The organism is Albidovulum sediminis, assembly GCF_025380365.1.
Lineage (GTDB): Bacteria > Pseudomonadota > Alphaproteobacteria > Rhodobacterales > Rhodobacteraceae > Albidovulum > Albidovulum sediminis.
In genome coordinates this window covers 51,039-63,779 of record NZ_JAOCQF010000003.1, presented here as the reverse complement: position 1 = coordinate 63,779, position 12,741 = coordinate 51,039, and the positions used below count along the sequence as shown (strand labels likewise).

11 protein-coding genes are annotated in these 12,741 nt (G+C 68.9%); 10 read left to right on the top strand and 1 reads right to left on the bottom strand.

The features are described from left to right. Window positions 1-40: 40 nt before the first annotated feature. The gene (gene dapB / locus N5I32_RS15230) at window positions 41-859 is read left to right on the top strand and encodes a 4-hydroxy-tetrahydrodipicolinate reductase (RefSeq protein ID WP_261496774.1); all 819 of its coding nucleotides are present in this window, start codon (window positions 41-43) and stop codon (window positions 857-859) included. A 41-nt stretch (window positions 860-900) separates the two neighbouring features. On the opposite strand, the gene N5I32_RS15225 is transcribed toward dapB, so the two are convergent. After that, complete coding sequence (locus N5I32_RS15225; RefSeq protein ID WP_261496773.1) at window positions 901-1,080, bottom strand: DUF1674 domain-containing protein; 180 nt, start codon at window positions 1,078-1,080, stop codon at window positions 901-903. 86 nt (window positions 1,081-1,166) lie between these two features. Here N5I32_RS15225 and N5I32_RS15220 point away from each other — a divergent pair, with 86 nt between their 5' ends. The 9 genes from N5I32_RS15220 to N5I32_RS15180 all read left to right on the top strand — a co-directional run bounded on the left by N5I32_RS15220 (window position 1,167) and on the right by N5I32_RS15180 (window position 12,728). After that, window positions 1,167-2,444: an RsmB/NOP family class I SAM-dependent RNA methyltransferase gene (locus N5I32_RS15220; protein ID WP_261496772.1), complete on the top strand. Its 1,278-nt coding sequence runs from the start codon at window positions 1,167-1,169 to the stop codon at window positions 2,442-2,444. 87 nt (window positions 2,445-2,531) lie between these two features. After that, entirely contained in the window at window positions 2,532-4,283 is a 1,752-nt protein-coding gene (locus N5I32_RS15215; protein WP_261496771.1) for a heparinase II/III family protein, read from the top strand. Between the two features lie 11 nt (window positions 4,284-4,294). Further along, window positions 4,295-5,893 carry a bifunctional phosphoribosylaminoimidazolecarboxamide formyltransferase/IMP cyclohydrolase gene (gene purH, locus N5I32_RS15210; protein WP_261496770.1) on the top strand — a complete coding sequence of 533 codons (1,599 nt, stop codon included), beginning with the start codon at window positions 4,295-4,297 and terminating at the stop codon, window positions 5,891-5,893. 3 nt (window positions 5,894-5,896) lie between these two features. Continuing rightward, the gene (gene lspA, locus N5I32_RS15205; protein WP_261496769.1) at window positions 5,897-6,367 is read left to right on the top strand and encodes a signal peptidase II; all 471 of its coding nucleotides are present in this window, start codon (window positions 5,897-5,899) and stop codon (window positions 6,365-6,367) included. Between the two features lie 55 nt (window positions 6,368-6,422). Continuing rightward, on the top strand, window positions 6,423-6,944 hold the full coding sequence (locus tag N5I32_RS15200) for a DUF3035 domain-containing protein (RefSeq protein WP_261496768.1): 522 nt from the start codon (window positions 6,423-6,425) through the stop codon (window positions 6,942-6,944). 83 nt (window positions 6,945-7,027) lie between these two features. Continuing rightward, complete coding sequence (locus N5I32_RS15195) at window positions 7,028-8,368, top strand: M16 family metallopeptidase (protein WP_261496767.1); 1,341 nt, start codon at window positions 7,028-7,030, stop codon at window positions 8,366-8,368. Next, on the top strand, window positions 8,365-9,678 hold the full coding sequence (locus N5I32_RS15190) for a M16 family metallopeptidase (protein ID WP_261496766.1): 1,314 nt from the start codon (window positions 8,365-8,367) through the stop codon (window positions 9,676-9,678). The genes N5I32_RS15195 and N5I32_RS15190 overlap by 4 nt, the downstream gene beginning before the upstream one ends. 42 nt (window positions 9,679-9,720) lie before the next feature. Next, window positions 9,721-11,565 carry a DNA mismatch repair endonuclease MutL gene (gene mutL, locus N5I32_RS15185; RefSeq protein ID WP_261496765.1) on the top strand — a complete coding sequence of 615 codons (1,845 nt, stop codon included), beginning with the start codon at window positions 9,721-9,723 and terminating at the stop codon, window positions 11,563-11,565. Then, a complete protein-coding gene (locus N5I32_RS15180; RefSeq protein ID WP_261496764.1) occupies window positions 11,562-12,728 on the top strand; it encodes a DNA recombination protein RmuC in 1,167 nt (388 codons plus the stop codon). Before mutL ends, N5I32_RS15180 begins: the two co-directional genes overlap by 4 nt. Window positions 12,729-12,741 lie beyond the last annotated feature (13 nt).

Genomic DNA, 12,741 nt, shown 5'->3' with positions numbered 1-12,741 from the left:
ACCGGCTAAAGCTGGCCCGCGACAGGCGAAAGGTCCCCCCATGAGCGAAGGCGCCCCCATTCCCGGCATCGTCATCACCGGCGCATCCGGCCGGATGGGCCAGATGCTGGTGAAACACGTCGCCGCATCCCCCAAGGCGCGCCTGGTCGGCGCGCTGGTCCGCGAGGGCCATCCCTGGATCGGACAGGATGCCGGAACCGTCACCGGCGGCGCAGCCCTGGGCATCGCCGTCACCGATGACCCGCTCGAAGCCTTTGCGAAGGCGCAGGCGGTGATCGACTTCACCTCTCCCGCCGCCAGCGTGGAGTTTGCCGCGCTCGCCGCGCAGGCGCGTGCGGTGCACGTCATCGGCACCACCGGGTTCGCGCCTGTGGATCTGGAACGGATCCGGGCCGCAGCGCGCCATGCCGTCATCGTCCGCGCCGGCAACATGAGCCTTGGCGTGAACCTTCTGGCGCAGCTTGCGCGGAAGGTCGCCGCCGCATTGGACGACGACTGGGACATCGAGATCGTCGAGGCGCATCACCGGATGAAGGTGGACGCCCCGTCCGGCACGGCCCTGATGCTGGGAACGGCTGCGGCCGCGGGGCGCGGCGTCGAGCTTGAGGCGCATCGCGCGCGTGGCCGCGAGGGGGTCACCGGCCCGCGCCGCCGTGGCGACATCGGTTTTGCGGTGGTGCGCGGCGGCGATGTGGTCGGCGAACACGACGTCATCTTCGCCGCCGATGGTGAGCGTATCGTCCTGCGCCATCTGGCGACCGACCGGGCGATCTTTGCGCGCGGAGCCTTGCGGGCCGCTTTGTGGGGTCAGGACAGGAAGCCGGGCGAATACGACATGATCGACGTGCTGGGGCTTTGACACCTGACCCCTCGGGCGCCCCGTCCGGCGCCGAGCGGGGCTCAGAAATCGATGGCGATTCCCTTCTTCTCCCAGTCACCGTAGCGCACCGGTTCCGGGCCGTCGCGCCCGCCCAGTTCCGACGGAAGGTCAAGCCCGGCAGCGGCCTTGCGCCTTTGCTCTGCCTCGGTCAGCGCGCGGATGGCGGCAGGTGGAAGCGCGGGCTTTTCGGGCGCGGACATATGACCTTCCCTTCTCGTTCCTTGTCTGGTGCCTGCGCCTGTTATACGCCCTGACCCGGACGGGGCAAGGCCCGGGGGGCATATCGATGCAGCACGGCATGACGGCACGGACGGTTGCAGCGGGGCTGGTGGCCGGGGTTCTGAATGACCGCTGCACTCTGGCCGACCAGATCGCCCGCGGCGCGCTCGACCCGCTTCCGGCGGGGGAGCGTGCGCGCGCCCAGCGTCTCGCGCTTGTGACCCTTCGGCGGCTGGGTCCGGTGGACCGCGTGCTCAAGCCACTTCTGCGCAAGGCGCCGCCGCCCATGGTCCATGCCGTTCTGCGCGTGGCAACGGCCGAGATCCTGGGCGAGGGCGCGCAGGCGCATGGTGTCGTCAGCTCTGCGGTGGACGCGATCCGGAAGGGCGGGCGCGCGCTGGAGGGGTATGCCGGTCTTGCGAATGCCGTCCTGCGCCGCGTGGCGGACTACCCGGTGGACGACTTCGCCGCGCTGCCGCCGCAGGAGCTTCCGGGCTGGCTGCGCGGCCGGCTGATGTCGGCCTGGGGCAAGGCCGCGACGCGGGCGATGGAGGTCGCGCATGCCGCTGGCGCGTCACTTGACCTGACCCCGCGCGATGGCGACGCCGGCGCGCTCGCCGCCCGTCTGGGGGGCCTCGCGTTGCCCACCGGCTCGGTCCGGCTGACCGCCCGTGCCCAGGTCAGCGACCTTCCCGGCTATGCCGCCGGCGACTGGTGGGTGCAGGACGCGGCGGCCGCGCTGCCGGCGCGCGCGCTTGAGGTGCGGCCTGGGGAGCGGGTGCTTGACCTCTGTGCCGCGCCGGGCGGCAAGACGCTGCAACTGGCGGCGGCCGGCGCCGATGTGACCGCGCTCGACCTGTCCGCGCCGCGGATGGAGAGGGTGCGCCAGAACCTGGCCCGCTGCGGCCTTTCGGCGCAAACCGTCGTCGCCGATGCGCTGGATTGGTCGGCGCCCGCGCCGTTCGACGCGGTGCTGCTGGACGCGCCCTGCTCGGCGACGGGCACCATCCGCCGCCACCCCGACCTGCCCTTCGTCCGCAGTTCCGACGGCCTGAAGGCGCTTTTTGCCTTGCAGGCCGCCCTGATCGACCGCGCGATTGGATTTCTCAGGCCAGGCGGGCGGCTGGTCTTTTCCACCTGCTCGCTCCTGCCGGACGAGGGCGAGGGGCAGGTGACGGCCGCGCTTGCCCGCCACCCCGGCCTCGAGATCGAGACGCCCATGATCACAGGCACCGACCCGGGCTGGTCCAGCCGCGAGGGCGGGCTGAGGCTTCGCCCGGACTACTGGCCGGACCTTGGCGGGATGGATGGCTTCTACCTCGCCCGCGTGCGCCTTCCCGCCTGATCCGGCCTTTCCCCCGTGACAGGCGGGCGCGTGCGCCGGTAAGGTCAGCCGGGACACGGCCGACAGGCAAGAACGGAGACAACCGTCGTGAGGCAGGGCGAAATCGGGCAGGTGGCGCGCACCGGCTGGGCCGACCGGCTGCACGCACGGCTGGCCGGGCTCTCGCGTCCGGTCAGGGGGTTCAGCGGGCGCCCCGAGCCGCGGACGATCGGCAGTTTCGCCCGCGGCCGGCAGCTTGTCGCGGGCACCTTCCAGCTTGCCGGGTTCCTGGTCGAGGACCTCGACCGGCCGCTTTGGGACATCGAGCCGCCGGACGAGCGTTTCGAGGCGGACCTGCACGGGTTCACCTGGCTCGACGATCTCGCGGCGGTCGGGGACGGCCCTGCGCGGGAACGTGCCCAAGCCTGGGTCTTCGACTGGATTGCACGATTCGGCGCGGGCAAGGGGCCGGGCTGGACGCCGAACCTGACGGCCCGGCGCCTGATCCGCCTGGTCAACCACGGCCCCCTGCTGGTTGCCGGTCGGGACGCGGCGCAGGCGGCCGGATTCTTTCGCTGCCTGGGGCGGCAGACCGTGTTCCTGTCGCGCCGCTGGCGTGCCGCGGCAGAAGGGCTCCCCCGCATCGAGGTGCTGACCGGCCTGATCCATGCGAGTCACGCGCTGTCGGGGGCGCAAGGCTACATGTCGCGCGCCTCGGTCGCGCTTGCGCGGGAGTGCGACCGCCAGATCGATTCGGACGGCGTGATCGCGACGCGCAATCCGCAGGACCTGATGGAGGTGCTGACGCTGCTGACCTGGGCTGCCGCTGCGGTCACGGCATCGGGCCGCGTCGTTTCCCCCGCAATCAGCAAGGCGATCGAGAGAATCGCCCCGACCCTGCGCGCACTGCGCCATGCCGACGGCGGGCTTGCGCGGTTTCACGGTGGCGGACGCGGGGCCGAGGGGCGGCTCGATCAGGCACTGGCGGCGGCCGGTGGCCCCGCGATCACGGTGCACGGGCTGGCGATGGGCTATGCACGGCTGGCGGCGGGGCGGACCAGCGTCATCGTCGATGCTTCGGCCCCGCCAGTGGGCGCGGCGTCGGCCAATGCCCATGCCTCGACGCTGGCCATGGAAGTGACTTCGGCGCGCCGCCCGCTTGTCGTCAACTGCGGCTCCGGCGCCTCGTTCGGGCCGGACTGGCGCCGGGCAGGGCGGGCCACGCCGCTGCATTCGACGCTGTGCATCCACGGCCATTCCTCATCCCGCCTCGATGCCGAGACCGGACAGTCGGGGGCGGGGCGCGGTCTTCTGGCCGAGGTGCCCACACAGGTCTGGGCGCAGGTCGACAGCGATCTGGACGGGGTGCGGCTTCTGGCCGGCCACAACGGTTTTGCCCCATCCCACGGCATGACCCATGTGCGCGAACTGCACCTGTCTCTCGACGGGCGTCACCTGAAGGGGGAGGATACGCTGGGCGCGATGACCGGGCCCGATCGCAAGCGCTACGACCAGGTGATCGCGCGGCTGGGGGACGAGGGCATCCGGTTCGAGGTCCGGTTTCACCTTCACCCCGATGTCGACGCTGCGCTCGACCTCGGCGGCACCGCGGTCTCCATGGCGCTCAAGTCGGGGGAGATCTGGATCTTCCGCCATGACGGTGTCGGCGATCTGTCGCTCGAACCCTCGGTCTACCTCGAACAGGGCAGGCTGAAGCCGCGGCCGGCGCGGCAGATCGTCCTATCGGCCACGGTTCTCGATCAGGCGTGCCAGTTGGGCTGGACCTTGGCCAAGGCTCAGGATACGCCCGCGGCCATCCGCGACACCCTTCGCGATGACGATGGTCCCAAACCCAGTTGAGGAGCCGCACCTTGTCCGACCCAGCCGCACTTTCCCCCGTTCGCCGCGCGCTTCTGTCCGTCTCCGACAAGACCGGCGTGATCGACTTTGCCCGGGGCCTGTCCGAACGCGGGGTGGACCTCCTGTCGACCGGCGGCACCGCGTCGCTTCTGCGCGAGGCGGGGCTAAGCGTGACCGACGTTTCCGAGGTGACCGGCTTTCCGGAGATGATGGATGGGCGGGTCAAGACGCTGCATCCGAAGGTTCATGGCGGGCTTCTGGCGCTGCGCGACAATGCAGAGCATCTGGCGGCGATGCAGGCGCACGGGATCGCGCCGATCGACCTGCTGGTCGTCAACCTCTACCCGTTCGAGGCGACGGTGGCGAAGGGCGCGGACTACGACACCTGCATCGAGAACATCGACATCGGCGGTCCGGCGATGATCCGCGCGGCAGCGAAGAACCACGCTCATGTCGCCGTGGTGGTCGATCCGGAGGATTATGCGAAGGTTCTGGGCGATCTTGACCAGCATGGCGGCAAGACCTGCCCGAAGTTCCGCCGCAAGCTGGCCCAGCGCGCCTTTGCCCGCACCGCCGCCTATGATGCCGCCGTTTCCTCGTGGATGGCGGGGGCGATCGGCGACCCCGCGCCGCGCCGGCGCGCCTTTGCCGGAACGCTGGCCCAGACCCTGCGCTATGGCGAGAATCCGCACCAGCGGGCGGCCTTCTACACGGATGGTTCGGACCGTCCCGGCGTCGCCACGGCGAAGCAGTGGCAGGGCAAGGAGCTGTCCTACAACAACATCAACGACACCGACGCCGCCTTCGAGCTTGTGGCGGAGTTCGATCCGGCCGAGGCGCCCGCCTGCGCGATCATCAAGCACGCCAACCCCTGCGGCGTGGCCCGCGGCGCCACGCTGCTCGATGCCTACCGGCGCGCCTACGACTGCGACCGCACATCGGCCTTCGGGGGAATCGTCGCGCTGAACCGCACGCTCGACGCGGCGACGGCCGAGGAGATTTGCCAGATCTTCACCGAAGTCGTCATCGCGCCCGATGCGGACGAGGCGGCGAAGGCGGTCTTTGCCGCGAAGAAGAACCTGCGCCTGCTGACCACCGGTGCGCTGCCCGACCCGAAGGCGCCGGGCCTGGCCTTCCGCCAGGTGGCGGGCGGATTCCTGGTGCAGGACCGCGACAACGGCTTGGTCACCGCCGCCGACCTGACGGTCGTGACAAGGCGCGCGCCGACCGAGGCGGAACTGGCCGACCTGCTCTTCGCCTGGAAGGTCGCCAAGCATGTGAAATCGAATGCGATCGTCTACGTGAAGGGCGGCGCCACGGTGGGCGTCGGCGCCGGTCAGATGAGCCGGGTCGACAGCACGCGCATCGCCGCGCGCAAGTCCGCCGACATGGCGGATGCGCTGGGCCTGGCCGAGCCCACCGTCAGAGGATCGGTCGTCGCCTCCGACGCCTTCTTCCCCTTCCCTGACGGGCTTCTGACCGCGGCCGAGGCCGGGGCGACGGCGGTGATCCAGCCGGGCGGGTCGATGCGGGACGACGAGGTGATCGCTGCCGCGGACGCGGCCGGGCTTGCCATGGTCTTCACCGGCCAGCGCCATTTCCGGCACTGACCCATGCGCCCCGTCATCGTCACCGCCGCCGCGATCCTACTGGCCGACCAGGCCAGCAAATGGCTTGTGGTCGAAACCATGGATCTGCGGACTCTGGGCCGCATCGACGTCCTGCCGCCGTTCCTGACCTTCCGCATGGCCTGGAACGAGGGGATCAACTTCGGCCTCCTGGCCAGCGGAAGCGATCTGACGCGCTGGTTCCTGATCGCGCTGGCCGCCGCGATTTCCGCCTGGGTCTGGACCTGGGTGCGCAAGCCCGGGCACGGTGCGGGCGCGCGCGTGTGCGCGGGCCTGCTGATCGGCGGCGCGGTCGGCAATGTGATCGACCGGCTGCGCTATGGCGCGGTTGCGGATTTCCTGAACATGTCCGTGCCCGGCATCGAGAATCCCTATTCCTTCAACGTGGCCGACATCAGTATCTTCGCCGGGGCGCTGGGGCTTGTCTTCTTCACCGGGCAGGACAAGACCCCGTGACGCCGGGCGACAGTTGCGCTAAGACACGGGGCAAGGCAGGCGAAGGAAAGGCTTCATGCAGGTAGCGAAGGGCATCAAGGTGATCGCAATCGGCGCGATTCTGTTGCTTGCGGCCTGCGGCGACAAGGACCCCAAGCTGCTCCACATCCGCTCGCAAAGCCGGGCGCCCGACGAATTTTCCGTGCTGCCGGTCAAGCCGCTGCAACTGCCCGAAGACATCGCGGCGCTGCCCGAACCGACGCCGGGAGGCACCAACCTGACTGATCCGACGCCCGAGGCCGACGCGGTGGTGGCGCTGGGCGGCCGGCCCGATCGCGGTGCCGGCGGTGATGGCGGCCTGATGGCGCATGTCGGCCGCTTCGGCACCAGCGCGGCCATCCGCAGCCAGCTTGCTGCGGAAGATCTGGAATGGCGGCGCGAACATGATGGCCGCCTGCTGGAGCGTCTTTTCAGCGTCAACGTCTACTACAAGGCCTATGCGGAGATGTCGCTGGACCAGTACGCGGAGCTGGAATTCTGGCGCAAGCGCGGGGTTCGCAACGTCGGCGCGCCGCCGGCCGAACTCTACGAGAATTGAACGCCGCGCGGCATGTCCGCGCTTGAAGGCGGGGGCGTCCTGCGCAAGTCTGCGGGGCGACACGAAATCCGGGACCGGAATACATGATCGATCTTCTGCGTTGGGCCGCCGTTGCCTTGGCCTTCAGCCTGCCTGCCCATGCCCAGGAGGTCTCGACCTTCAAGCTACCCAACGGGCTCGACATCGTGGTGATCGAGGATCACCGCGCCCCTGTCGTCGTTCAGATGGTCTGGTACCGGGCCGGGGCGGCGGACGAGCCGAGGGGTGTATCCGGTGTTGCCCATTTCCTCGAGCATCTGATGTTCAAGGGGACGGACAAGCTCGCCCCGGGGGAGTTCTCCAAGACCGTCGAGGCGAATGGCGGATCGGACAACGCCTTCACCTCGTGGGACTACACCGCCTATTATCAGCGCGTCGCCGCCGACCGCCTCGATCTGGTGATGGAGATGGAGGCGGACCGGATGCGCAACCTGATCCTCTCGGAGGACGACTGGAAGACCGAGCGCGAGGTCATCATCGAGGAACGCAACCAGCGGACCGACAGCGACCCGTCCGCCATCTTCGGAGAGCAGCGCCGCGCGGCCCAGTATCTCAACCATCCCTACGGCATCCCCGTGATCGGCTGGCGCCACGAGATGGAGGGGCTGACGCGGCAGGACGCGCTCGACTGGTATCGCAGGTTCTATGCCCCGAACAACGCGACGCTGATCGTCGCGGGGGACGTGCAGCCCGACGCAGTCAGGGCGCTCGCCGAAAAGCACTACGGCCCGCTGGAGCCGAGTGCGGGCATCGCGGAACGCAAGCGCGTGAGCGAGCCGCCACAACTGGCCGAACGGCGGCTGAGTCTTGCTGACCCGCGCGTGTCGCAGCCTGTCCTCATGCGTACCTATCTGGCGCCCGAACGCGATCCGGGCGCGCAGGACAAGGCGGCGGCGCTGACGATGCTCGCGGCTCTGCTCGGCGGCAACTCCCAGACCTCGGTCCTGGGGCGCAAGCTTCTGTTCGACACCCGCCAGGCGATACAGGCCGGCGCCTTCTACGATGGCACCTCGCTCGACGATACGACCTTCGGCCTTTATGTCGTCCCGGCAGAGGGCGTGACGCTGGCCGCGGCGGAAAAGGCGCTGGACGACGCGCTGGCGGAGTTTCTCGACACGGGCGTCGATGCGGCGCAGTTCGAGCGGATCAAGACGCAGATTCACGCCGACCTCATCTATGCGCGAGACGATACCCGCGGCCTTGCCAACGAATATGGCCAGGCGCTGACGACCGGGCTGACGGTCGGGGATGTGCAGGACTGGCCAAGGATCCTCGACGCGGTCACCGCGCAGGACGTCCTGGCCGCCGCGCGCGAGGTTTTCGACCGCCGACGCGCCGTGACCGGCTGGCTGATGCGCGACGGGCAAGAGGAGACGATGCAATGATCCGTGCCATCCTCGCAGGTCTGGCCGTGGTTCTTCTCGCCGTGCCGGCGCTGGCCGAAGTGAAGGTTCAGCAGGTCACCTCTCCGCGCGGTCTGCATGCCTGGCTGGTGGAGGAACACGCGCTGCCGTTCACCGCGCTCGAAATCCGCTTTCGCGGCGGCACCAGCCTTGACCGGCCCGGCAAGCGCGGCGAAACGCGCCTGATGGCGGCGCTGATCGAGGAAGGCGCGGGCGACCTCGACGCCCAGGCCTTCGCCGAAGCGCGCGAGGCGTTGGCCGCCGAATTCAGCTTCGACGCCTGGGATGACGCGCTCTCCGTCTCGGCCCGGTTCCTGACGGAAAACCGCGATGCCTCCGTGAAGCTTCTGAAATCGGCCCTGACGCGGACGCGGTTCGACCAGGATGCGGTCGACCGGGTCAGGGCGCAGGTCGTCTCCATCATCCAGAGTGAGGACAAGGACCCCGACGCCATCGCCGGCAGGGTGTTCGACGAACTGGCCTTCGGTGACCACCCCTACGGCTCCTCGCGCAATGGAACGGTCGAAAGCGTCTCCGCCCTGACGCGTGAGGACATGTTTGACGCGCAGGACCGCGTCATGGCGCGCGACCGGGTCTATGTGTCGGCCGTCGGCGACATCACGGCCGCGGAACTGGGTGCGCTGATGGACGACCTCTTGGGCGAACTGCCGGAAATCGGCGGCCTCATCCCACCGCGCGCGGAGCTATTGCTGCCGCCCGGCGTCAGCGTTGTCGGTTATGACTCGCCTCAGTCGGTCGTGGTGTTCGGCCAAGAGGGCATCCGGCGCGACGACCCCGATTTCTTCGCGGCGTTCGTGCTGAACCACATCCTCGGCGGGCAGGGCTTTGCCTCCCGCCTGATGGAGGAGGTGCGCGAGAAGCGCGGCCTGACCTACGGGATCGGCACCTATCTTGCGCCGATGGACCTGGCGGAGACCTGGCAGGGTTCCTTCGCTTCGGCCAACGAAAAGGTTGCCGAAGCCATCGGGGTGGTGCGCACGGAATGGGCAAGGATCGCGGCCGAAGGCGTCAGCGATGCGGAACTTCAGGCCGCCAAGACCTATCTGACCGGCTCCTACCCGTTGCGCTTCGACGGCAACGGCCCGATCGCGGATATCCTTGTCGGCATGCAGCTTGACGGGCTGCCGGTCGATTACCTGGTCAACCGCAATTCCTATGTCGAGGCGGTGACGGCCGAGGACATCAAGCGGGTTGCAGGCGGACTCCTGAACGCGGACGACCTGCGGTTTGTCGTCGTCGGGCAACCGCAGGGACTTGATCAGGGCGACTGATCGGCATGGTCGAATCTGTCGTCGCGTGCTAACTGTTGTGGGATGAACGCCCAAAGTCCCAACATACGCTCCGAACGGCCGGTCATCCGCCAGTTGGATGAAGCCGCGATCAACCGGATCGCGGCCGGCGAGGTGGTGGAACGCCCCGCTTCCGCGGTCAAGGAACTGGTGGAAAACGCGCTTGATGCGGGCGCGCGGCGGATCGACGTGGCCTATGCCGATGGTGGCAAGACGCTGATCCGCGTCATCGACGACGGTTGCGGCATGACGGCAGGGGATCTGCCGCTGGCGCTTGCCCGCCATGCCACGTCGAAGATTGACGGGTCCGACCTGCTCGACATCCGCAGCTTCGGTTTCCGGGGCGAGGCGCTGCCCTCGCTCGGCGCGGTCGGGCGGCTGACGATCACCTCGCGCGCGGCCGGGACGGAGGCGTCGCAGATCTCGGTCTCGGGCGGGCGGATGGCCCCGCCGAAACCTGCCGCGCTCAGCGGCGGCACGGTGGTCGAACTGCGTGACCTGTTCCATGCAACCCCGGCGCGGCTCAAGTTCCTGCGCTCCGACCGGGCCGAGGCGCAGGCGATCGCCGATGTGGTTCGGCGCCTCGCGATGGCGGAGCCCTACGTGTCCTTCACGCTGCGCGACCTGTCGGGCGGTGGCGACGGGCGCGTCATCCTGCGCGCGGACGGCTGTCAGGGCGATCTGTTCGACGCCACGATTGCCCGGCTGTCCACGCTTCTGGGGGCCGAGTTCGCCGAAAACGCGATCCGCATCGACGCGGAAAGGGACGGGCTTGGCCTGACGGGCTATGCCGCGCTGCCCACCTATTCGCGCGGTGCCGCAGTCGAACAGTTCCTGTTCGTCAACGGCAGGCCCGTCCGCGACAAGCTGCTGATCGGGGCCCTGCGCGCGGCCTACGCCGACGTCCTGTCGCGCGACCGGCATCCGGCGGCGGCCTTGTTCCTGACATGCGCGCCCGAACGCGTGGACGTGAACGTCCATCCCGCGAAGGCCGAGGTCAGGTTCCGCGAACCGGGGCTGGCGCGCGGGCTTGTCGTCTCGGCCCTGCGCCATGCGCTGGCCGAGGCCGGGCATCGCGCAGCAACGACCGTCGCGGGCGCCACGCTCGGCGCGTTCCGACCGGAACCGACGGTGCCGCGCGTCTATCAGATGGACAGGCCCGCGCCGTTGATCCTGCGGCAGGCGGCGGCATTCCAGGCGCCTCTCTCCCCCGCCTTTGGCGAGGCGTCCGCCCGCTTCGATTCCCCGGCTGACAGTCGAAGTCCGCTGAGCGACGATGACGCCACGCGCAACCCGCTCGGCGCGGCGCGCGCGCAGGTGCATGAGAACTACATCATCGCCCAGACCGAAACCGGCATGGTCATCGTCGACCAGCATGCCGCGCATGAGCGGCTGGTCTACGAACGGCTCAAGCGTCTGCGCGATGCGGCCCCCATTCCGGCGCAGGCGCTGCTGATCCCCGAGATCGTGGATCTTTCGCCCACGGATGCCGCGTTCCTGCTGGAACACACGGCCACGCTCGCCGGGCTTGGCCTTGTCGTCGAACCCTTCGGCGGAAGCGCAGTCGCCGTGCGCGAAACCCCCGCGATCCTGGGGGAGGTCGATGCGGCGGCGCTCCTGCGCGACATCCTCGACGAACTCCACGATCAGGGCGCCAGCCTTGCGCTGCAATCGCGGATCGACGCGGTTCTCAGCCGTATGGCCTGCCACGGGTCGGTCCGTTCGGGTCGGCGGATGCGGGTGGAGGAGATGAACGCGCTTCTGCGCGAGATGGAGGCGACGCCGCTTTCGGGCCAGTGCAACCACGGCCGGCCCACCTATGTGGAGCTGAAGCTTGCCGATATAGAGCGGCTTTTCGGGCGGACATGATCACCATTGGCGGCCAGACCTATGCGCTTGACGATCCGTCCGTCCTTGCGGTTCTGGGCGCGATGGCGGTCGGCCTTCTGGTCATCCTGATCCTTGTCACCCTGCGGGCGGTCGGGCGGTCCGGCCGCATGGCCGAGCCGATGCTGCGGCAGATGCAGGCGCTGGATTCGCGCGTGCAGTCGCTGTCAGACGGCCAGCAGCAGCTTTCCGGTGGCCTCATGCATGTGTCCGAGGCGCAGGCAGCCCAGCAGGCGCGTCTTCTGACGCTGATGGAAAACCGCCTGGCCGAGGTGGCCAAGGGCATGAGCGAAAGCCTTCAGGGCAGTGCCACCCGCACGGCCCGGTCGCTGGGCGAACTGCAACAGCGGCTGGAGACGATCGACAAGGCGCAGGCCAAGATCGAAAAGCTGTCGGGCGACGTTCTGTCGCTTCAGGACATCCTGTCCAACAAGCAGACACGCGGCGCGTTCGGGGAAATCCAGTTGAACGACATCGTGCGCAAGGCCTTGCCCGCGGATGCCTTCACCATGCAGGCGACCCTGTCCAACGGTCGCCGCGCCGACTGCCTGATTCGGCTTCCGAACCCGCCGGGCCCCATCGTCATCGACTCCAAGTTCCCGCTGGAAGCCTACGAGGCGCTGCGCCGCGCATCGAACAACGCCGAGATGATCGAGGCGCAGCGCATGCTTCGCATCGCGGTGCGCGGCCATATCAAGGCGATCGGCGAACGCTACATCATCGAAGGCGAAACCGCGGACGGGGCGCTGATGTTCCTGCCTTCGGAGGCGGTCTACGCCGAACTCCACGCGAATTTCCCCGAGATCGTGCGCGAGGGGTTTGCCGCCAAGGTCTGGATCGTGTCGCCGACCACCTGCATGGCGACGCTGAACACGATGCGCGCGGTGATGAAGGATGCGCGGATGCGCGAACAGGCCGGCGCGATCCGCAAGGAACTGGCGCTCTTGCACGCCGACGTGGACCGGCTCGGCAACCGTGTCGAGAACCTGGACCGGCATTTCCACCAGGCCGCCAAGGATATCGAGGACATCAAGATTTCCGCCGACAAGGCCGGCAGGCGGGCCAAGCGGCTCGACAATTTCGATTTCGAGGAACTGGCGCCGGACAGCGACGTGCCGCGCGTGGTCCCGCTGACGCGCGACTAGGGGCGGCCGACCA

Coding starts and splice junctions, on each gene's coding strand:
- N5I32_RS15190 (WP_261496766.1), top strand. CDS start 8,365: ATGATCCGTGCCATCCTCGCAGGTCTGGCCGTGGTTCTTCTCGCCGTG.
- N5I32_RS15195 (WP_261496767.1), top strand. CDS start 7,028: ATGATCGATCTTCTGCGTTGGGCCGCCGTTGCCTTGGCCTTCAGCCTG.
- dapB (WP_261496774.1), top strand. CDS start 41: ATGAGCGAAGGCGCCCCCATTCCCGGCATCGTCATCACCGGCGCATCC.
- lspA (WP_261496769.1), top strand. CDS start 5,897: ATGCGCCCCGTCATCGTCACCGCCGCCGCGATCCTACTGGCCGACCAG.
- N5I32_RS15200 (WP_261496768.1), top strand. CDS start 6,423: ATGCAGGTAGCGAAGGGCATCAAGGTGATCGCAATCGGCGCGATTCTG.
- N5I32_RS15225 (WP_261496773.1), bottom strand. CDS start 1,080: ATGTCCGCGCCCGAAAAGCCCGCGCTTCCACCTGCCGCCATCCGCGCG.
- mutL (WP_261496765.1), top strand. CDS start 9,721: ATGAACGCCCAAAGTCCCAACATACGCTCCGAACGGCCGGTCATCCGC.
- N5I32_RS15180 (WP_261496764.1), top strand. CDS start 11,562: ATGATCACCATTGGCGGCCAGACCTATGCGCTTGACGATCCGTCCGTC.
- N5I32_RS15220 (WP_261496772.1), top strand. CDS start 1,167: ATGCAGCACGGCATGACGGCACGGACGGTTGCAGCGGGGCTGGTGGCC.